Consider the following 19,231-nt stretch of genomic DNA (forward strand, 5'->3'; position numbering starts at 1 on the left):
GCCCGAAATGTCGCGCAACGAAGGCGAGGAGCAGGAGCCGGTGGTCGTCCGGGATCGGCGTCGCATCGATCCCGAGACGGGCGAGCGCCGGACCCCTGCTCCGAGCGGAGACGAGGCTCAGGTGTCCGAAAGCATCTCCGGAACTCTCGACGACGAGGTCGTCCAGGCCGACGAGTCGGCGGACCAGCCCGCTGCGGACGGTTCCGCTGAGAAAGGCGAGCCCACCGGTCTGCAGAAGCAGGTCGACGAGCTCACCGCCGACCTCAAGCGGGTCACCGCGGAGTACGCGAACTACCGCAAGCGCGTCGAGCGCGACCGCGAGTCGGTGATCGCGGCGGCGAAGGCGTCCGTCGCCGGTGACCTGCTGACCGTGCTCGACGACCTGGAGCGGGCCGAAGCGCACGGCGACCTCAACGGTGCGTTCAAGGCGGTCGCCGACAAGCTCGTCGGCACGCTGAGCTCCGCGGGCCTGGAGGGCTTCGGTGCCGAGGGCGACGAGTTCGACCCGTCGGTCCACGAAGCCGTCCAGCACACCACCTCGCCGGAGGTCTCGGGGCCCACGGTCACCACCGTGATGCGCCGCGGCTACCGGTTCGGCGAGCGGGTGCTGCGCCCGGCCATGGTCGCGGTGACCGACTACGAGGCCGACGACACGGCTGCGGGCGCCGCGCCCGAGTCCGGGGCGGAGTCCGCCGAGTCCACCGAACAAGAGTGATCAGGAGCGGGAGGGGGAGCGTCCGGTGAGTGCCAGGGAATGGCTCGACAAGGATTTCTACGCTGAGCTGGGCGTCTCCTCCGATGCTTCGTCCGAGGACATCAAGAAGGCGTACCGGAAGCTGGCGCGGGAGAACCACCCCGACGCCAACCCCGGCAACGCCCAAGCCGAGTCGAAGTTCAAGGCGGTCTCCGAGGCCTACGGAGTGCTGTCCGACCCCGACAAGCGCAAGCAGTACGACGAGGCCCGGCGGCTCTTCGGAGCCGGCGGGCTCGGCGGTGCGGGCGGTGGTTTCGGGGGCCCGGGCGGCGGCTTCGGCGGTCCCGGTGGTGCCGGCGGCGGCTTCGACCTCGGCGATCTCTTCGGCGGACAGCAGGGGGCCGGTGGCCTGGGCGACCTGTTCGGCGGGTTGTTCGGCAACCGGCGACCCGGCGGCGGTGCCGGTGCGGGCGCCGGCCCGAGCACGGCCAGTCGGCCGCGGCGCGGAGCCGACGTCGAGACCGAGGTGCGCATCGACTTCTACGAGGCGGTGCGCGGAGCAACGGTCCCGCTGCGGCTGTCCAGCCCGGCGACCTGCCAGACCTGCCGGGGTTCGGGCGCCAAGCCCGGCACCCGCCCGCGCGGCTGCTCGACCTGCGGTGGATCCGGCCTGGTCACCCGCAACCAGGGTGCGTTCGCGTTCAGCGAGCCGTGCCCGGACTGCCGGGGACGCGGTCAGATCATCGACACCCCGTGCGAGGACTGCTCGGGCGAGGGGATCAGCAGCCGCACCCGGACGCTGACCGTGCGCATCCCGCCAGGGGTGGAGGACGGGCAGCGGATCCGGCTGGCCGGACAGGGCGAACCGGGGCGGCAGGGCGCCACCGCGGGCGATCTGTTCGTCGTGGTGCACGTCGGCGGCAACAAGGTGTTCGGACGATCCGGTGATGATCTGACGATCACGGTGCCGGTCACCTTCCCGGAGCTCGCGCTGGGCACTACGTTGACCGTGCCGACCCTGGACGGGAAGGTCTCGCTGAAGGTTCCCGCCGGAACCAGCAGCGGACGGACCTTCCGGGTGCGTGGCAAGGGCGTGGGCAGGAAGGCCGGTGGCAACGGGGATCTCCTGGTGACGCTGCAGGTCGCGGTGCCGTCGAAGCTCGACGACAAAGCGACCGAGGCGCTCGCCGAGTACGCCGAGGCCACGGCTGACCACGACCCGCGCAGCGAGCTGAACGAGTTGCTCGGGAGGTAAGCATGGCCGGCCGCATGACGGGTCCTGGGGGGATCGGACCGGAGATGGGATTCGCGTTCCCACCCGGTTCCAACGAGGACACCCCGATGTTCGTGATCTCGGTGGCCGCGCAGCTGTCCGGTCTGCACGCGCAGACGCTGCGCAGCTACGACCGACTCGGACTGGTCTCACCCGGACGCACCGCGGCCGGCGGCCGACGCTACTCGCTGCGCGACATCGCGCTGCTGCGCGAGGTCCAGCGCCTCTCCCAGGAGGAGGGCGTCAACCTCGCGGGGATCAAGCGCATCATCGACCTGGAGAACCAGGTCGACGCGCTGCAGGCCAAGGTCCAGGAGCTCACGGAAGAGGTCTCCGCGGCCTACGCGGCGGCCGATTCAGCGGCAGCCCAGATCCACGCCTCCTACCGCAGGGACCTGGTCCCGGTGCGTCAGGAAACCGCGCTGGTCGTCTGGAAGCCCAACCGCAAGCGGTAGAACGAGCGAACGAGAAGAAGGGCGTCTCCCCTGCTGGGAGGCGCCCTTCTTGCGTGCGGCCCAGTTTTAGTCCAAACCGAGCCATGATCATGTCCGAAATGTCGGCTCAGTTTGGACTAAAACTGGGACCTGGTGCGGCGCACCGCCACGCAACGCGATTGTGCGAGCGCCCTGGAACCGGGTCAGTCCAGGGTGAACGGGTCGTAGCGGATGCGGTCGAGGGCCGTGCCCGCTACCAGCATCTTCGAGACCGTCGCGCGGATCATGGCCGGGGAGCCGGAGACGAGGACGTCCCAGTCCTCCCAGGCGCCGTAGCGGGAGACGACGTCGGCGATGGTGCCGTGCTCGACGCCGTCGACGTCCGGGTCGTTCTCCAGCACCGCCGTGATCGTCAGCCACGGGTTGTGCATGGCGATGCGCCGGAGGTTCTCCAGGTCGTAGAGGTCGTCGCGGGTGCGACCGCCGTAGAAGAGCTGCACGCGCGGGTTCTCGCCGTACTGGGCGAGGTCGTCGATGATCGCGCGCAGCGGCGTGATGCCGGTGCCGCCGGCGATCATCAGGATGTCCGGCGAGTTCTCCCGGTCGACGGTCAACCGGCCCATCGGCGAACCGATCCGCCACTGGTCACCCGGCTTGGCGTGGCCCACGAGCGCACGGCTGACCCACCCGGAGTCCACGGCGCGGACGTGGAACTCCATCACGCCGTCTTCGCTGGGCGCGTTCGCCGGCGAGAGGTAGCGCCACATCCGGGGCCGCTGCGGGACCTCGACGCTGACGTACTGGCCGGGCAGGTAGGGCACCGGGTGGTCCGTCTGCACGCGGATCACGGCGAGCTCCCAGCTCAGCCGCTCGTGGTGCAGGACCTGGCCGGTGTACCAGGCGGGACCGTCGTCGGCGGCCGCCGCCTCGGTCATCGCCGAAGCCATGACCGTGTAGGCCTCCGCCCAGGCGCGTTCGACCTGGTCGGTCCAGGCGTCGCCGGCGTAGCGCTTGATGGCCGCGAGCAGAGCGGTGCCGACCGCCTCGTAGTGCTGGGTGATGACACCGAACTTCCGGTGGTCGCGCCCGAGCTGCTGCAGGAACGGCAGCAGCTCGTCGGGCTTGTCGACCATCTGGATGAAGTGCACGAGCGCCCGAAGCAGGCGGCTGCGCTGCACCTCCATGTTGGCGGCGAACAGCTCGCGGGTGTGCGGCGCGATGCTGAACAGGGTTCCGTAGAAGAACTTCGCCACCTCGTCGGAGTGCGGTTCGACCACCGCGTAGCTCTCGCGGATGAGTCGAACCATCTTGCTCACACCGGAGTTGGACGGCTCGTTGTTCGGGGGTGGACCGGGGCTCAGTACGGCGTTCGTCATCGTTTCGGGCGCAGTCTTCTCCACGTTGGCGGCAGGCACCTGGGTGAGGCGCAACCGCTACCTGCAAACGTCCCCCGACATCAGGAGCGACCCTAACCCCTGATCGGAGGCACGTCTGCCTTGATGGCACTTTCGAGTGCTTTGCAACTACTTCACGTAGATAATCCATCAATCGGTCGGGGGAAAGCTAGTGGGGAAGCTGTGACCGGACGGGTTGACGTGACACTGTGGTTCGCCGTGACCCCCGATCACAGCAATCCGGCAGGCGTGGCCTCCGCGGCCATGCTGGACCTCGAGTTATCCGACACCGTCCCGACCCCCGTCCCGATGCCCACCCGCTACCCCGAGCCGCAGCTCACCGACCCGTTCGAGCAGGAAACCCCGACCCTGCCCGGATCCGCGGGTGAGCACCTGCTCCAGAGCGCCTACGGCAGCCAGAAGCGGGCCCGCCGCTTCTACGACGACCAGGTGCTCGACCGGCTCAACGACGAGATGAAGCAGTTCATCGGCCGCATGGAGCTCGCCTTCGTCGCCACCTCCGACTCCCGAGGCGAGTGCGACTCCAGCCTGCGAGCAGGGCCGCCCGGATTCATCGAAGTCCTCGACGACCAGCACGTCTGCTACCCCGAGTACCGGGGCAACGGAGTGCTCGCCAGCCTCGGCAACATCAGCGAGAACCCGCACGTCGGCATCTTGCTGGTCGACTTCGTCACCGACCTGATCGGCCTGCACATCAACGGCAAGGCCCGCATCGTCGAGGACGCCGACCTGCGCGGCATCTACCCCGCGCTGCCCTCCCAGTTCGACCGCGGCCGCACGCCCGAGCGGTGGGTGGTCGTCCAGGTCGAGGAGGCCTACATCCACTGCCGCAAGCACATCCCCCGGATGATGCCGGTCCTGCGAGAGCGGACCTGGGGGACGGATGACGTCAAGCGCAAGGGTGGGGACTACTTCGGAGCCAAGGGCACACCTCGCCCGTGGCACGAAGTTTCTGCGTAATCCCTGAGTACGGCTCTGGGGCCGCTTGGCGGTGCGGGTGGCGTCTACTGAAACTACTCAGTGGTCTTGCTGCTGGGCGGTGCCGGATGCGGAACCTCAGACGCCTTCTGGGTCCGGGATCCGAGACTTGAGTATGAACGGATACGCGGCGCTACGGCTGTCCTCCCCAGAAGGCGTCTGAGAACCCGCGGCGGTGCCGGTTGCTCAGGTGGGGCACTGAGAAACCGGCTTCGCCGGTTGGCTGACGTGGGTTGCTCTGGTGGGGCAGTGAGGAAGCACCTTCGGCGCTTGCCTGGCGTGGGTTGGTTTGTTGGGTTCTTCTGCTGGTTCTTGGTGTTGTTCTGCTGTTGGGTTGACTGATGTCCGGGCTGGTGCTCTCGGGGTTCGTCTTGCTCCCTAGAGTGGGGCGAAACGGTCGCGAGGTGCGGGGAGTGACGTGAGCGAGCAGGACGGCGAGATCGCTGAGGACCCCGCGCGCCGCGAAGCGGCCGAGGAGATCGAACGCGAGCTGGTGATGATGTTCCGCAACGCGCGGAACCTCTCCACCCACGTCGCCGCGCTGGTGCACCCCGACCTCGACCCGGCGTCGTACACGATGCTGCTGATGGTCGCCAACGAAGGCCCGCTGCGGGGCATGGACCTGGCCGGCCGCACCGGCCTGGACAAGTCCACGGTCTCCCGGCAGATCGCCACCCTCGTCGACCTGGGACTGCTGGAGCGCGCCCCGGACCCCGACGACGGCCGCGCCCGCCGGATCCAGCTCTCCGACCTGGGGCAGGAGCGCCTGGAACGCGTGCGCGCCGAACGGCGCAAGCACCTCCACGGCCAGTTCGCCAGCTGGAGCACCCAGGACCTCGCGGATCTCGCGCGCCTGCTGGGCAAGCTCAACGAGACCAGCTGAAACATCACTGATCAGGCAAAACGGCCAAAATCGGCCGTGGTGCGAGTCACCCGAATATCAGTTGCGTGCTGCAACCAAGTGGTCCTATGGTTGCCTTGAGCAACTAAAAGGATGGGCTCGCATGGGACCGACACCAGAGACCTGCGGTGAGCTGCTCCGCCCACTCCGCGCCTTGATGGGCCTCAAGCAGGTCGCGCTGCAACGGGGGTTGCAGCTCTCCGACCAAGTGCCCTACGCGGCGGCCGGACTGCTCACCGAGCTCGTGCACCGCGGCGAATGCCGGGTCTCCGACCTGGCGCACCACCGCATCGTCGATGCGTCCGTGGTGAGCCGGCAGGTGAACCAGCTCGAACAAGCCGGACTGATCACGCGCCGGCCAGATCCCGCGGACCGCCGCGTCTCGCTGCTGCGGACCACCGAGGTCGGCGATCAGGTCGTGGCCGACCTGGAGCAGAAGAAGGCGGAGTGGATCGGCGAAGCGCTCGGCGACTGGGAGGACACCCAGGTCCGCGAACTGGCCCGGTTGCTCGGCGACGCGATGTCGGACATCCGCCGCCACACGATCGAAGACGGAGATCACGCAGACTCCGGAATGAGGGAAGGAACTCGATGACCAGCTCGACGGAGACGGCGCCCAAGGTGTCGACTCAACCGAGCGCGCCGCACGAGCCGGCCCAGGACCAGGCGATGTCGCACCGCCAGATCCTGGAGGCCATGTCGGGCCTGATGTTGGCGCTGTTGGTCGCCATCCTCAGCTCGACCATCGTGTCCAATGCGCTGCCGAGGATCATCGCCGACCTGCACGGAACCCAGGGGCAGTACACCTGGGTCGTCACGGCGATGCTGCTGACCTCCACGGCCTCCACCCCGCTCTGGGGCAAGCTCTCCGACCTGTTCAGCAAGAAGCTGCTGTACCAGATCGCGATCACCATCTTCACCGTCGGCTCGGTGGCCGGCGGGTTCGCGCAGTCGATGGAGACCCTGATCGGTTTCCGCGCGCTGCAGGGCATCGGCATGGGCGGTCTGCAGGCGCTGATCCAGGTCGTGATCGCGGCGATGGTCCCGCCGCGCGAGCGCGGTCGCTACAGCGGCTACATCGGCGCCACCTTCGCGGTGGCCACCGTCAGCGGCCCGCTGGTCGGCGGCGTCATCGTCGACACCCCGTGGCTGGGATGGCGCTGGTGCTTCTGGGTCACCGTGCCGATCGCCGTCATCGCCTTCATCGTGCTCGGCCGGGTGCTCAAGCTGCCGGTGATCAAGCGCGACGTGAAGATCGACTGGTTCGGCGCGCTGTTCCTGGTCGGCGGCGTCTCGCTGCTGCTGATCTGGGTCTCGCTGGCCGGCAAGAACTTCGACTGGCTCTCGCCGGAGACCGGCTACTTCGTCGGCGGCGGCATAGTCGCGCTGATCATCGCGGTCATCATCGAGTCCAAGCACAGCGAGCCGATCGTGCCGCTGAAGATGTTCCGCAACCCCACGGTCACGATGGCCACCCTCGGCACCGTCGCGGTCGGCACCGCCATGTTCGGCGGCGCGGTGTTCCTGGGGCAGTACTTCCAGATCGCGCGCAGCTTCAGCCCCACCACCGCGGGCCTGATGACGCTGCCGATGGTCGGCGGCCTGTTCATCTCGTCCACGGTCAGCGGTCAGGTCATCTCCCGGTACACCGGCAAGACCAAACCGTTCCTCGTGGGCGGCTCGATCGTGATGATCATTGCGATGGGGCTACTGAGCACCGTCAATCACGAAACGAACCTGGTGCTCATGGGGGTCTTCCTCTTCCTGATGGGCACCGGAGTGGGCATGCTCATGCAGAACCTGGTGCTGGCGGTGCAGAACGCCACCAGCGCCAAGGACATGGGCTCGACGACCTCCGTCGTCACCTTCTTCCGCACCTTGGGAGGTTCGGCTGGTGTGTCGGTGCTAGGAGCTGTGCTGGCCACCCGCGTTCAGGACTACATCATGGAAGGCCTGGCGAAGATCCCCGGCGCGGCCCAGGCCGCGGCCGCAGGTGGCGGTACCGGATCACTGGACGTGGGACACCTTCCCGGGCCGATCCAGACCATCGTCCGCGCGGCGTACGGGGATGCCATCGGCGACATCTTCCTCATCTCGGCGTGCATCTCCGTGGTCACCTTCGTCGCGGTGCTGTTCATCCGCGAGAAGCCCTTGCGGACGACGATCGAGAGCAACGAGGAAAGGGAGACGGCTTCAGTGGCCGCAGAAGAAGAGGGCCGGGAGAACGGCAGGCACAACGGCGCGCACGTGAACTCCGCGCAGGCCAGCCCGTGGACCGAGCCGTCGATCCCGTCGTTCGCCTCCAACGGGGCGGCGCTGACCGGCCGGTTCATGGACGGTCACGAGCAGGCTCAGCGCGTCGTGCACGGGGTCGTCCACGACTCCATCGGCACCCCGGTCTCGGGCGTGGTGCTGACGCTCACCGACGCCAACGGGCGCCAGGTGGAGAGGGCTCGCACTGACAACGACGGCGCGTTCCACTTCAGCGTCGACAACGGCGGGACCTACGTGCTGATCGCCTCCGGCGGCAGCTACCAGCCGACCGCGTCGATGGTGGTCGTCTCCGACCGCCCGGTGCGGCACGACGTGCAGCTGCTGGGCGCAGGTGAGCTCAGCGGCCTGGTGCACGTCGGCGGAGTCGGCGTCCCCGGCGCGATGGCGGTGCTCACCGACGTGCGCGGTGAGGTCGTGGCCACCAACGCCACCGACGCCGACGGCGACTACGGCTTCTCCGACCTCGTCGGCGGCTCCTACGCCCTGACGGTCACCGCCGACGGATACCGCCCGGTGGCCCACCCGATCGTGGTCACCGACGGGGAGCGGGTGCGGCTCGACGTCGCGCTGCAGACCGGCGCGCAGCTCAGCGGCGTGATCCGGTCGGCCAACCTCGGCGTGCCCGTGCCGGACGCGCGAGTGACGTTGCTGGACGGATCGGGCGCGGTGGTCGCCGCGGGCACCACCGACATCGACGGCAACTACCACTTCACCGACCTGCCCGACGGCGAGTACACGGTGATCGCCAGCGGCTACCCGCCGGTCGCGGGTTCGCTGCGGCTGACGGGCCAGGAGACGTCGCACGACGTCGACCTGGGCTACCCCGAAGGCTGATCGCGCTCGCACCACCCGTAGGTCACGGTCGCGCTGCGGCGGGCGGGAACGACTGGACGTCGGCCCGCCCGCCGAGCAAGATCATGACCAGCTCTGCTTCAAAGGAGTGTTCTCAGATGGATCTCGGCCAACCGCAGGCCGCGGCTGACAACGGCCAGACCGGGTCAGCTCGGGGCTCTGGAGCGGTGACCGCGTCGGTGCGCGGCAGCGACGGATGGCCGGTGCCGGAGGCGGTGCTCACCGTCATCGACGGTGGCGGTGCGCAGGTCGCGCGGGCGCAGGGCGACGCGCAGGGCTCGGTGGTGGTCACCGGCCTCCCCGCGGGCGCCTACACCGCGATCGTCACCGCCATCGGTCACGAGCCCGTCGCCCGCACCACCCTGGTGCACGAGGGCGCCACGGCCGGCCTCGGCGACGTGGAGGTCCGCCGCGTCGGCGGCGCGGACCTGCCCGCGCCCGGGCTGTGGCGGATCGACCCGATCCACTCCTCGATCCAGGTCACCGCCAAGCACCTGGGGCTGAGCAGCATCCACGGCCGCTTCAACGAGTTCTCCGGCGAGGTGCGGATCGGCAACCCGATCGAGAACTCGCTGGTCGAAGCTCGCATCACGGCCGACACGATCGATACCGGCAACACCATGCGCGACGACCACCTGCGCTCCGGGGACTTCCTCAACGTCGATGAGCACCCGGAGATCAGCTTCCGCTCCACCGGGCTTCGCCCGCGCGGGGGTGACAAGTGGGACCTGGCGGGTGAGCTCACCATGCTCGGCGTCAGCAAGCCGGTCATGCTGGACACCCGGTTCGACGGCGTCGGCGCCGACATGTGGGGCGGCACCCGCGCTTCGGCGTCGGCGGTCGCGCAGCTCCGCCGCGACGACTTCGCGGTCCGCTTCAGCCAGTCGCTCAAGAGCGGCATCGCGGCCGTCGGAACCACACTCCGCGTGCAGATCGACATCCAGGCGGTGCACGAGGAGGGATGAGCGAGGAGCGGTCTGCTGTGGCTGGCTCGACCGCTCCACGAAGGAGGAGCCGTGCGCACGTCGGGGGTGCGCACGGCTCCTTCGCGTTCGGTCCGGGATCAGACTCCGGACTTCTCGTCGACCTTGCGCACCTCGCCGGAGCGGATCTTGGCCTTGTAGGCGGCCAGCTCCTTCTTGACCACCGGGATCATGATGTAGAGCCCGATGATGTTGAACAGGGCGAGCAGGAACAGGACGGCGTCGGTGAAGTCCATGACGCTGCCCAGGCTCAGCACCGAACCGATGACCACGAACAGGCAGAACACCACGTTGTAGAGGTTGCGGCTCACCGAGTTGTTGCCGAACAGGAACAGCCACGCGCGCTGGCCGTAGTAGCCCCAGGTGATGATCGTGGAGATGGCGAAGAGCACGACCGCCACGGTCAGCACGTACGGGAACCAGGGCAGGACGCTGGCGAACGCCTCGGAGGTCACCGTGACGCCGTCCGGCTCCTCACCGCCGGCCAGCACCGCCTTCTGCCCCTCGACCCACAGCTGCGGCTGCGCGATGACGATGGTCAGCGCGGTCATGGTGCAGATGATGACGGTGTCGATGAAGGGCTCCAGCAGCGCGACCAGGCCCTCGGTGGCGGGGTGCTGGGTGCGGACCGCGGAGTGCGCGATCGGCGCCGAGCCGATACCGGCCTCGTTGGAGAACGCGGCGCGCTGGAAGCCGACGATCAGCACACCGATGAGACCGCCGAAGCCGGCCTCCGGGGTGAACGCGCCCTGGACGATCGTGACCACCGCGTCCGGCACCGCGGTGATGTTGACGCCGATGACCGTCAGCGAGGCCAGGACGTAGATGATCGCCATCGCCGGGACCAGCTTGCTGGTCACCGCGCCGATGGACTTGATGCCGCCGACCACGACCGAGCCGACGATGATCGCCAGGACGATGCCGAAGATCAGCGCGGCACCGTCCGAGCCGAGCAGGCCGTCATCGCCACCGGTGATGTCGCGCACCTGGGCGAAGGTCTGGTTGGCCTGGAACATGTTGCCGCCGCCGATGCCGAAGGCCAGGATCATGATCGCCGCCAGCACGGCGAGCACCTTGCCCAGACCGCGGCCGAAGGCGTTGGGGATCTGCTCGGCGAGGCCCTTGCGCAGGTAGTGCATCGGACCGCCGTGCACCACGCCGTTCGAGTCGATCTCGCGGTACTTCACGCCGAGGGTGCACTCGACGAACTTGGTCGCCATGCCGAGCAGACCGCAGAGGATCATCCAGAAGGTCGCACCGGCGCCACCAACCGTCACGGCGACACCGACACCGGCGATGTTGCCGAGACCGACGGTTCCGGACAACGCCGAGGCCAGCGCTTGGAAGTGGTTGATCTCGCCCGGTTCGTCCTTGCTGGTGTACTTGCCGCGCACCAGGTCGACGGCGAGCTTGAAGTTCCGGATCTGGACGAAGCCGAAGGCCAGCGTGAACACCGTCGCGGCGATCACCAGCCAGGCCACGATCCACGGGAAGGTCACGCCTAGGACGGTGATCTCGCCGAACACGAACCCGGAGAAACCCTCCGAGATCGGCGTGAAGACGTTGTTGATGGTGTCCTCGATGCGGGCGAGTGGGCCGGCGTCGGCCGCGAGGATGAGTTCGCCATCCGGTGGCGGTGCCGCCAAGGTGTATGTCATGGCGCATCAGCCAAGCGAGTGACGTGATCCAAAGCAAGTACGTAGCGTAACAATATGTCGACTTTTCGCCCGATTGGTCGCACCTTTCGCTGACACGTCGTGAAAAACGAAAAATCGCGCGAACGAGGCTTGAGCGGAACCGGCTCAACTTTTGTTACGTTGGACGTGTGGAGTCTGGCGCCGACAAGTGGGATGACCAGGCGCAAAACCGGCAGAGGTGAGGAATGGACGCGTTCAACCCCACGACGAAGACCCAGCAGGCGATCTCCTCCGCGGTCCAGGCCGCCACGGTGGCGGGCAACCCGGACGTCGCTCCGGCCCACCTGCTCGGCTCCCTGCTGGCCCAGGGGGACGGGCTGACCGCGCCCCTGCTCGCCGCCGTCGGGGCCGAGGTCGCCGACGTGCGGCGCGAGCTCGAATCGCTGATGAACTCGCTGCCCGCCGCGACCGGCAGCACCGTCGGCGCCCCGCAGCTGTCCGGCGAGTCCGTCAAAGCGCTCACCCACGCGCAGCGCCTCGCCACCGAGATGGGTGACGAGTACGTCTCCACCGAGCACCTGCTGGTCGGGCTCGCCGCCGAGGGCGGTCGCGTCGCCGACCTGCTGCGCAAGCACGGCGCCACTCCCGACGCCCTGCGGGAGGCCTTCACCGAGGTGCGCGGCTCCGCGCGCGTGACCAGCCCGGACCCGGAAGGCACCTACCAGGCGCTGGCGAAGTACGGCCAGGACCTCACCGAGCGGGCCCGCGCCGGCGAGCTCGACCCGGTGATCGGCCGGGACGCCGAGATCCGCCGCGTCGTGCAGGTGCTGTCCCGGCGGACCAAGAACAACCCGGTGCTCATCGGCGAACCCGGCGTCGGCAAGACGGCCATCGTCGAAGGGCTCGCCCAGCGGGTCATCGCAGGCGACGTGCCCGAATCGCTGCGCGGCAAGCGGGTCATCTCGCTCGACCTCGGTTCGATGGTGGCGGGCGCCAAGTATCGCGGCGAGTTCGAGGAGCGGCTCAAGGCGGTGCTCAAGGAGATCACCGACTCCGCCGGGCAGGTGATCACCTTCATCGACGAGCTGCACACCATCGTCGGCGCCGGTGCTTCCGGCGAGGGCGCGATGGACGCGGGCAACATGATCAAGCCGATGCTGGCGCGCGGTGAACTGCGCATGGTCGGCGCGACCACGCTCGACGAATACCGCGAGCACATCGAGACCGACGCCGCCCTGGAACGGCGCTTCCAGCAGGTGCTCGTCGGCGAGCCGAGCCCGGAGGACGCGGTCGCGATCCTGCGCGGGCTCAAGGAGCGCTACGAGGTCCACCACGGCGTCCGGATCACCGACGGCGCCCTGGTGGCCGCCGCGACGCTGTCCGATCGCTACATCACCGCGCGATTCCTGCCGGACAAGGCCATCGACCTGGTCGACGAGGCCGCGTCCCGGCTGCGGATGGAGATCGACTCGCGGCCGGTGGAGATCGACGAGGTCGAGCGCGCCGTGCGGCGGCTGGAGATCGAGGAGATGGCGCTGGCCAAGGAATCCGACCCGGCCTCGGTCGAGCGGCTCGCCTCGCTGCGCGCCGAACTCGCCGACCGGCGCGAGAAGCTCTCCGGGCTCACCGCGCGCTGGCAGCAGGAGAAGGAGTCCATCGACAAGGTCCGGGACCTCAAGACCCAGCTGGAGCAGCTGCGCGGCGAGTCCGAGCGCGCCGAGCGCGACGGCGACCTCGGCAAGGCCGCCGAACTCCGCTACGGGCGCATCCCGGCGCTGGAGAAGGACCTGGAGTCGGCCACCCGAGCGCAGACCGAGCGCAAGGCGATGCTGCAGGAGGAGGTCACCGCCGACGACGTCGCCGACGTGGTCAGCGCCTGGACCGGTATCCCCGCCGGGCGCCTGATGGAGGGCGAGACCACCAAGCTGCTGCGGATGGAGGACGCCCTCGGTGCCCACGTCGTCGGTCAGGACGAGGCGGTGCGCGCGGTCTCCGACGCCGTCCGGCGCACCCGCGCCGGTGTCGCCGACCCCGACCGGCCGACCGGATCGTTCCTGTTCCTGGGCCCGACCGGCGTCGGCAAGACCGAGCTCGCCAAGGCGCTGGCCGGATTCCTGTTCGACGACGAGCGGTCGATGATCCGCATCGACATGAGCGAGTACTCCGAGAAGCACTCGGTGGCGCGCCTGGTCGGTGCCCCGCCCGGCTACGTCGGGCACGACCAGGGCGGTCAGCTCACCGAATCGGTCCGTCGCAGGCCCTACTCGGTGGTGCTGTTCGACGAGGTGGAGAAGGCCCACTCCGACGTCTTCGACGTGCTCCTGCAGGTCCTCGACGACGGGCGGCTCACCGACGGGCAGGGCCGCACGGTCGACTTCCGCAACACGATCCTGGTGCTGACCTCCAACCTCGGCTCGCAGGTCATGGCCGACCCCAACCTGAGCGATCGGGACCGCGACGACGCCGTGATGTCGGCGGTGCGCGGGCACTTCAAGCCCGAGTTCCTCAACCGGCTCGACGACGTCGTGGTGTTCCACCAGCTCAACACCGAGGAGCTCACGTCCATCGTGGACATCCAGGTGGACCGGTTGGCCAAGCGGCTCGCGCAGCGGCGGCTGACCCTCGACGTCCAGCCGGCGGCCCGGGATTGGCTCGCGCTCAACGGTTTCGACCCGGTGTACGGCGCTCGTCCGCTGCGCCGCCTGGTGCAGTCCGCCATCGGCGACCAGCTCGCCCGCAAGCTCCTGGCGGGCGACATCCGGGAAGGCGACAAGGTCCGCATCGACGTCACCGACGACAACGACTCCCTCACCGTCGACGCCACCGGCTGACGACACGCGCGCGAGTCGACGACGACCTGGGCAAATCCCAGTTTTAGTCCAAACCGAGCCATGATCATGTCCGAAATGTCGGCTCAGTTATGACTAAAACTGGGATTTGCCCGGGAGGTTCAGCGACGGTAGGTGGACATCGCGGCGAGGGCGGCGAAGAGCGCGGCTGCGGCGGTGAAGACGAGCGCCGCTGTGGTCAGGCTGGTGACCGTGCTGATGTAGCCGAGCACGACGGCGGGGACCGTGGCGGAGAGGTAGGCGACGACGTAGATCATCGCCGCGGTGCCCGCCCGCTGGTGCGGCGCTGCCAGTCCGGTGAGCATCCGGAAGGCACCCATGAACATCAGCCCCCAGCCGATGCCGAGCACGGCGGCGGCCGCGAAGAACAGGTCGGCGTGACTGGAGACGACCGCGGCCGCGACCCCGGCGAGCGCGATGATCATCAGCGCCGCGCCGACGCGCACCGCCCGCGCGGCGGGCCAGCGCGCCAGCAGCAGCTGGGTGAGCCCGCCGACACCCGCCAGCACCGCCACCGGCAGTCCGCTGATCAGGCTCGGGTTGTCGTGCACCATGCCCTTGGCCACCGACGGGGCCAGCGACATGAACATCCCGCCGACGGTCCACGAGGCCAGCACCATGGTCGACATCAGCGCGAACCGGCCGCCCTGCCCGGCGGGCACGACGGGCCTGCGGGGCCGCAGCGCCTCGCGCAGCGAGCTGATCTCCAGCACCGGTTCCGGCATCGCCAGCACGAGCGGGACCGCCACCGCGAAACCGAACGCGAGCAGCAGGTACGTGGTCACCATCGGTCCCGGGGCGAACTGCACCAGGACACCGGACAGCAGCGACCCGCCTGCCATGCCGAGCGCGGCGGCGACGCCGTTGAGCAGCGAACCCCTGCTGGTCCCCGGCCGCTGGAAGTCCAGCAGCGCACCGCTGATCGCGCTCGTCGCCGCACCGGTCGCCAAGCCCTGCAGGACGCGACCGGCGAACAGCCAGCCGACCCCGGACGCCAGCGCCAGCACCAGCACCGCGGCGATCTCCACGAGCAGCGCGCCCACCAGCACCGGGCGCCGCCCGATGTGGTCCGACAGCGATCCGCACAGCAGCAGCGCCACCAGGATCGCCACCGAGTAGGAGGCGAAGACCTCCGTCAGCACGGTGTTGGTGAAGCCCCATCGCTGCTGGTAGAGCGAGTACATCGGGGACGGCGCGGTGGAGGCCATCAGGAACAGGGCGTAGACGGCACCGATGAGCCAGAACGAGCCGGAACGTGAAAGTCCTCGCTCGCGCTGGAGGCGGGGGCGAACCAGTTCGGTCGTCATGGGGTTCCTCTGCGCTCGATCGGGTCCGATGGGCTCCGGAGAACGACAACCTCTTAGCGGAACGAACCATTCCGCGCGGCGTAGCCTTGTGGCTATGGCCACAGCAGCGATCGGGCGCGACGACGCGGTCATCCGAGCCGCGCGAGAGGTGTTCGCCGAGCACGGGATGTCGGCCCCGATCACCGAGGTCGCCCAGCGCGCCGGGGTCGGCGTGGCCAGCATCTACCGCCGCTACCCGAGCAAGAACGAACTCGTCGAGCAGGTGCGCATCGCCGCGTTCCGCCTGGTGATCGCCGAAGCGGAGGCGGCACGCGCCGAGGAAGGTGATCCGTGGCGGGCGCTGAGCCGGTTCATGCACCGCTGCATGCGGGAGGGCTCGGGCATCGGCACCGTGCTGCCGCAGCTGGAGCAGCGGTACGCCTTCTCGGCCGAGTTCCGCGGCCTGCAGCAGCAGGTCGCGGAACTGATCGAAGTCCTCGTCGAGGACGCCCAGCGCGCCGGTGAGCTCCGCTCCGACGTCGACTGGACCGACATCCTGCTGCTGTTCAAGCACCTCAACCCGTCGCTGCCGACCAGCGAATCGCGACGTGCCGAACTGCGCACCCGCTACCTCGGCCTCGTCCTGGAAGGGCTGCGATCGGAAGGGGCGGCGCTGCGCGGTCCCGCTCCCGGCGCCGCCGAGTGGCGCGCGTTGTGCGACAACCGCGCCGAGTGATCTCGCCGCGATCCGGTTTTCGCACGTCAAGGTCAACCGAACGAGCGGTTCGCATTCGGATGCCCAGGTGATCTTCGAGTTCCGCGATGTTCGGACTACCCTGCCCCGTGTGGGCATACCTGCGTGGCTCTGGTTCCTCGTCGCCGTCGTCGCGATCGTCGCCGGCGTGGCGCTGCTGATCTCCAACCGGTCGCAGCGCACGTCGAACAACCGGGAGCGGCGCCGCTGGGCGGCGCTGCGCGGTTGGCAGTTCGCCGAAGTCGACCGCGTCCTGCCGACGCGGTGGGAGCGCGGCGTGCTCGCCCAGTACGGGACGAGCAGCGCGACCGACGTCGTCGCCGGCTCGACGTTCACCGCTGACGGGCGTCGTCAGGTCTACGTGCTGGACCTGGAGGCCGGCGGCAAGAACGTCGCGGTCCTGGTGGGCGTCCGCTGCCGCCGCACCACACCGGCGACCATCGAGCTGTGGCTCCCGGACGTGCCGGTCCCCCAGGACACCGGGCTGGACCTGCTGGGCCCGGTCGGTTCGCGCTACGCCTTCGTCACCGAGGTCGCGGCGGCCCGCCCGCTGGTCACCGCCGACCTGGTCGACGCCACCGAGGAGATCGGCCAGGACGTCACCGTGGTGTGGCTGGAGAACGACTGGGTGCTGGCCGCGATGCACCCCGCCGACGCGGACCCGGCACGCCTGGAACGCCTGCTGCGCGACCTCGGCGATCTCGCCGACCTCGTCGACCCGTTCGACAGCGATCCCAACGAGGCGAAGGCGCAGGACGAGGCCGAGGAGCCCTCCGAGCACATCCAGTAGGAGCCTGGTCACCACGCGTCCCGCTCCGCTGACGAGACCGGGTAGGTTCGGCTCATGCCTACCGCACTCGTCACCGGTGCCACCGCGGGCATCGGCCGCGCCTACTCCCGTCGGCTGGCCGCCGAGGGCCACGACATGGTCCTGGTCGCGCGTGACGCCGAACGGCTCGAAGAGCTCGCGGACCGACTGCAGACCAGGCACAACGTGCGGGTCGAGGTCCTGGCCGCCGACCTGTCCGACGCAGCGCAGCGCGCCGCCGTCGCGAAGCGCCTCGCGGATCCGGCCAAGCCGGTCGACGTGCTGATCAACAACGCCGGGTTCGGCACCAACGGCGCGTTCTGGGACCTGACGCCCGACGTGCTGCAGCGGCAGCTGGACGTCAACGTCGCGGCCGTGCTGGAGCTGACCCACGCGGCGGTCGGGGCGATGCGCGAGCGCGGGCGAGGCGACGTGGTCAACGTGGCCAGCGTGGCCGGCTTCTTCACCGTCTCCGGCTCCACCTACGCCGCCACCAAGGCCTACGTGATCGCGCTCTCCGAGGGGCTGGCGACGTCGCTGACCGGCACCGGCGTGCGGGTCATGGCGCTGTGCCCCGGCTTCACCCAGACCGAGTTCCACGAGCGCGCGGGCCTGGAGATGAGCAAGCTGCCGCGCGCGTTCTGGCTGCAGGCCGACCAGGTGGTGCACGAATCGCTCGCCGATCTGCGCGCGGGCAAACCGGTGTCGGTCCCGGGCGCCCAGTACAAGGCGCTCGTCGCGGTCGGGCGGCTGCTCCCGAAGAAGCTGCAGCGCATGGTGGTCACCCGCACCGTCCCCGGCCGGACCTGAGAACTATCCTCAAGCCTCGTGGTGAACGAGAAGCAGCGCTCCGAACTGGCCCGTCTGGTCAAGGAACTCGCGGTGGTGCACGGCAAGGTGACGTTGTCCTCCGGCAAGGAGGCCGACTACTACGTGGACCTGCGCCGGGCGACCCTGCAGCACCAGGCGGCCCCGCTGATCGGGAGTCTGCTCCGGCAGATCACCGCTGACTGGGACTACACCGCCGTCGGCGGCCTCACCCTGGGCGCCGACCCGGTCGCCGCCGCCATGATGCACGCCGACGGACCCGGCCTGGACTGCTTCGTCGTGCGCAAGGCCGCGAAGGCCCACGGGATGCAGCGCCAGATCGAAGGACCGGACGTCACCGGCAGACGGGTGCTGGCGGTGGAGGACACCTCGACCACCGGGGGCAGCGTGCTCACCGCCGTCGAGGCGCTGCGCGAAGGCGGTGCCGAGGTGGTCGGTGTGGCGACCGTCGTCGACCGGGACACCGGTGCGCGCGAGGCGATCGAGGAAGCGGGCCTGCCCTACCGCACTCTGCTGGGGCTGTCCGACCTCGGACTGGCGTGAGCGAGGACGTCGGGCCCACCGAGTGGGGCACCAGCGTCGGCGTCGGGCCGTGGGAGGGCGCCTGGCCGGACGATGAGCGCTACGACCCGGAGCTGCTGGAGCACGGCGATCGGCGCAACGTCGTCGACCACTACCGCTACTGGAAGCGCGAGGCGGTCGTGGCCGACCTCGACCGCAGGCGGCACGAGTTCCACGTGGCCATCGAGAACTTCCAGCACGACCACAACATCGGCACCGTGGTGCGCACCGCCAACGCGTTCCTGGCCAGAGCCGTGCACATCGTGGGCCGTCGCCGGTGGAACCGGCGCGGTGCGATGGTCACCGACCGGTACCAGCACGTCCACCACCACCCGGACGTCGAGTCGCTGAGCGCGTGGGCGCGGGACGAGGGGCTGGCCGTGGTGGCGGTGGACAACGCACCGGGCGCGATCCCGGTGGAGCGTGCCGAGCTGCCGCGCCGCTGCGTGCTGCTGTTCGGGCAGGAGGGGCCGGGCCTGCACGAGGAGTCCCGCCGCGAGGCGGACCTGGTCGTGTCCATCGCCCAGTTCGGCTCCACCCGCTCGATCAACGCGGGCGTCGCCGCAGGCGTCGTCATGCACACCTGGATCCAGCAACACGCCGACCTCACCCAGTCCTGGTGAGGCAGTCCCCAGTTTTAGTCCTAACTGAGCGGACATTTCGGGCGCGAAGGGTCCTCGGTTTGGACTAAAACTGGGATTTCA

17 protein-coding genes are annotated in these 19,231 nt (G+C 69.3%); 14 read left to right on the forward strand and 3 right to left on the reverse strand.

Translation table 11 applies throughout. The features are described from left to right. The first annotated feature begins 7 nt into the window (after nt 1-7). From grpE to FHU35_RS17335, 3 genes are read left to right on the forward strand one after another with little or no spacing between them, the layout of a single operon-like run. Nucleotides 8-715, forward strand: a complete 708-nt coding sequence (gene grpE / locus FHU35_RS17325; protein WP_145740902.1) for a nucleotide exchange factor GrpE — start codon at nt 8-10, stop codon at nt 713-715. Nucleotides 716-740: 25 nt separating this feature from the next. After that, the gene (gene dnaJ, locus FHU35_RS17330) at nt 741-1,949 is read left to right on the forward strand and encodes a molecular chaperone DnaJ (RefSeq protein WP_145740904.1); all 1,209 of its coding nucleotides are present in this window, start codon (nt 741-743) and stop codon (nt 1,947-1,949) included. Nucleotides 1,950-1,993: 44 nt separating this feature from the next. Next, nucleotides 1,994-2,422 (forward strand): heat shock protein transcriptional repressor HspR, encoded by a 429-nt coding sequence (locus FHU35_RS17335; RefSeq protein WP_186459475.1) that lies wholly within the window; start codon nt 1,994-1,996, stop codon nt 2,420-2,422. A 182-nt stretch (nt 2,423-2,604) separates the two neighbouring features. On the opposite strand, the gene FHU35_RS17340 is transcribed toward FHU35_RS17335, so the two are convergent. Further along, on the reverse strand, nt 2,605-3,777 hold the full coding sequence (locus FHU35_RS17340; RefSeq protein WP_186459476.1) for a globin domain-containing protein: 1,173 nt from the start codon (nt 3,775-3,777) through the stop codon (nt 2,605-2,607). A gap of 282 nt (nt 3,778-4,059) precedes the next feature. On the opposite strand from FHU35_RS17340, the gene FHU35_RS17345 reads away from it, so the two are divergent. The 5 genes from FHU35_RS17345 (at nt 4,060) to FHU35_RS17365 (ending at nt 9,786) form a co-directional block, all read left to right on the forward strand. Next, nucleotides 4,060-4,776 (forward strand): pyridoxamine 5'-phosphate oxidase family protein, encoded by a 717-nt coding sequence (locus FHU35_RS17345; RefSeq protein WP_145741497.1) that lies wholly within the window; start codon nt 4,060-4,062, stop codon nt 4,774-4,776. 436 nt (nt 4,777-5,212) lie between these two features. Next, the gene (locus FHU35_RS17350; protein WP_246110374.1) at nt 5,213-5,677 is read left to right on the forward strand and encodes a MarR family winged helix-turn-helix transcriptional regulator; all 465 of its coding nucleotides are present in this window, start codon (nt 5,213-5,215) and stop codon (nt 5,675-5,677) included. A 121-nt stretch (nt 5,678-5,798) separates the two neighbouring features. Further along, nucleotides 5,799-6,290 (forward strand): MarR family winged helix-turn-helix transcriptional regulator, encoded by a 492-nt coding sequence (locus FHU35_RS17355; protein ID WP_145740905.1) that lies wholly within the window; start codon nt 5,799-5,801, stop codon nt 6,288-6,290. Between the two features lie 74 nt (nt 6,291-6,364). Continuing rightward, nucleotides 6,365-8,803, forward strand: coding sequence for an MFS transporter (locus tag FHU35_RS17360; RefSeq protein WP_222429429.1), 2,439 nt, complete (start codon nt 6,365-6,367; stop codon nt 8,801-8,803). A gap of 116 nt (nt 8,804-8,919) precedes the next feature. Continuing rightward, entirely contained in the window at nt 8,920-9,786 is an 867-nt protein-coding gene (locus FHU35_RS17365; protein ID WP_145740910.1) for a YceI family protein, read from the forward strand. Nucleotides 9,787-9,884: 98 nt separating this feature from the next. Here FHU35_RS17365 and FHU35_RS17370 read toward each other — a convergent pair whose 3' ends face one another. After that, entirely contained in the window at nt 9,885-11,462 is a 1,578-nt protein-coding gene (locus tag FHU35_RS17370) for an alanine/glycine:cation symporter family protein (protein ID WP_145740913.1), read from the reverse strand. A gap of 224 nt (nt 11,463-11,686) precedes the next feature. Here FHU35_RS17370 and clpB point away from each other — a divergent pair, with 224 nt between their 5' ends. After that, on the forward strand, nt 11,687-14,272 hold the full coding sequence (clpB, locus tag FHU35_RS17375) for an ATP-dependent chaperone ClpB (protein WP_145740915.1): 2,586 nt from the start codon (nt 11,687-11,689) through the stop codon (nt 14,270-14,272). A gap of 119 nt (nt 14,273-14,391) precedes the next feature. Here the strand turns inward: clpB and FHU35_RS17380 are convergent, their stop codons facing one another. Continuing rightward, complete coding sequence (locus tag FHU35_RS17380) at nt 14,392-15,597, reverse strand: MFS transporter (RefSeq protein ID WP_145740917.1); 1,206 nt, start codon at nt 15,595-15,597, stop codon at nt 14,392-14,394. A 94-nt stretch (nt 15,598-15,691) separates the two neighbouring features. Here FHU35_RS17380 and FHU35_RS17385 point away from each other — a divergent pair, with 94 nt between their 5' ends. The 5 genes from FHU35_RS17385 to FHU35_RS17405 all read left to right on the forward strand — a co-directional run bounded on the left by FHU35_RS17385 (nt 15,692) and on the right by FHU35_RS17405 (nt 19,150). Continuing rightward, on the forward strand, nt 15,692-16,312 hold the full coding sequence (locus FHU35_RS17385; RefSeq protein WP_145740919.1) for a TetR/AcrR family transcriptional regulator: 621 nt from the start codon (nt 15,692-15,694) through the stop codon (nt 16,310-16,312). A 109-nt stretch (nt 16,313-16,421) separates the two neighbouring features. Next, entirely contained in the window at nt 16,422-17,120 is a 699-nt protein-coding gene (locus FHU35_RS17390; protein WP_342788513.1) for a type III secretion system chaperone family protein, read from the forward strand. A gap of 54 nt (nt 17,121-17,174) precedes the next feature. Beyond that, nucleotides 17,175-17,948: an SDR family NAD(P)-dependent oxidoreductase gene (locus FHU35_RS17395; RefSeq protein WP_145740924.1), complete on the forward strand. Its 774-nt coding sequence runs from the start codon at nt 17,175-17,177 to the stop codon at nt 17,946-17,948. An 18-nt stretch (nt 17,949-17,966) separates the two neighbouring features. Then, a complete protein-coding gene (gene pyrE / locus FHU35_RS17400) occupies nt 17,967-18,509 on the forward strand; it encodes an orotate phosphoribosyltransferase (RefSeq protein ID WP_425474151.1) in 543 nt (180 codons plus the stop codon). Then, nucleotides 18,506-19,150: a TrmH family RNA methyltransferase gene (locus FHU35_RS17405; RefSeq protein ID WP_145740926.1), complete on the forward strand. Its 645-nt coding sequence runs from the start codon at nt 18,506-18,508 to the stop codon at nt 19,148-19,150. Before pyrE ends, FHU35_RS17405 begins: the two co-directional genes overlap by 4 nt. The last annotated feature ends 81 nt before the right edge of the window (nt 19,151-19,231 follow it).

The organism is Saccharopolyspora dendranthemae (genome assembly GCF_007829955.1).
Taxonomy (GTDB): Bacteria; Actinomycetota; Actinomycetes; order Mycobacteriales; family Pseudonocardiaceae; genus Saccharopolyspora; species Saccharopolyspora dendranthemae.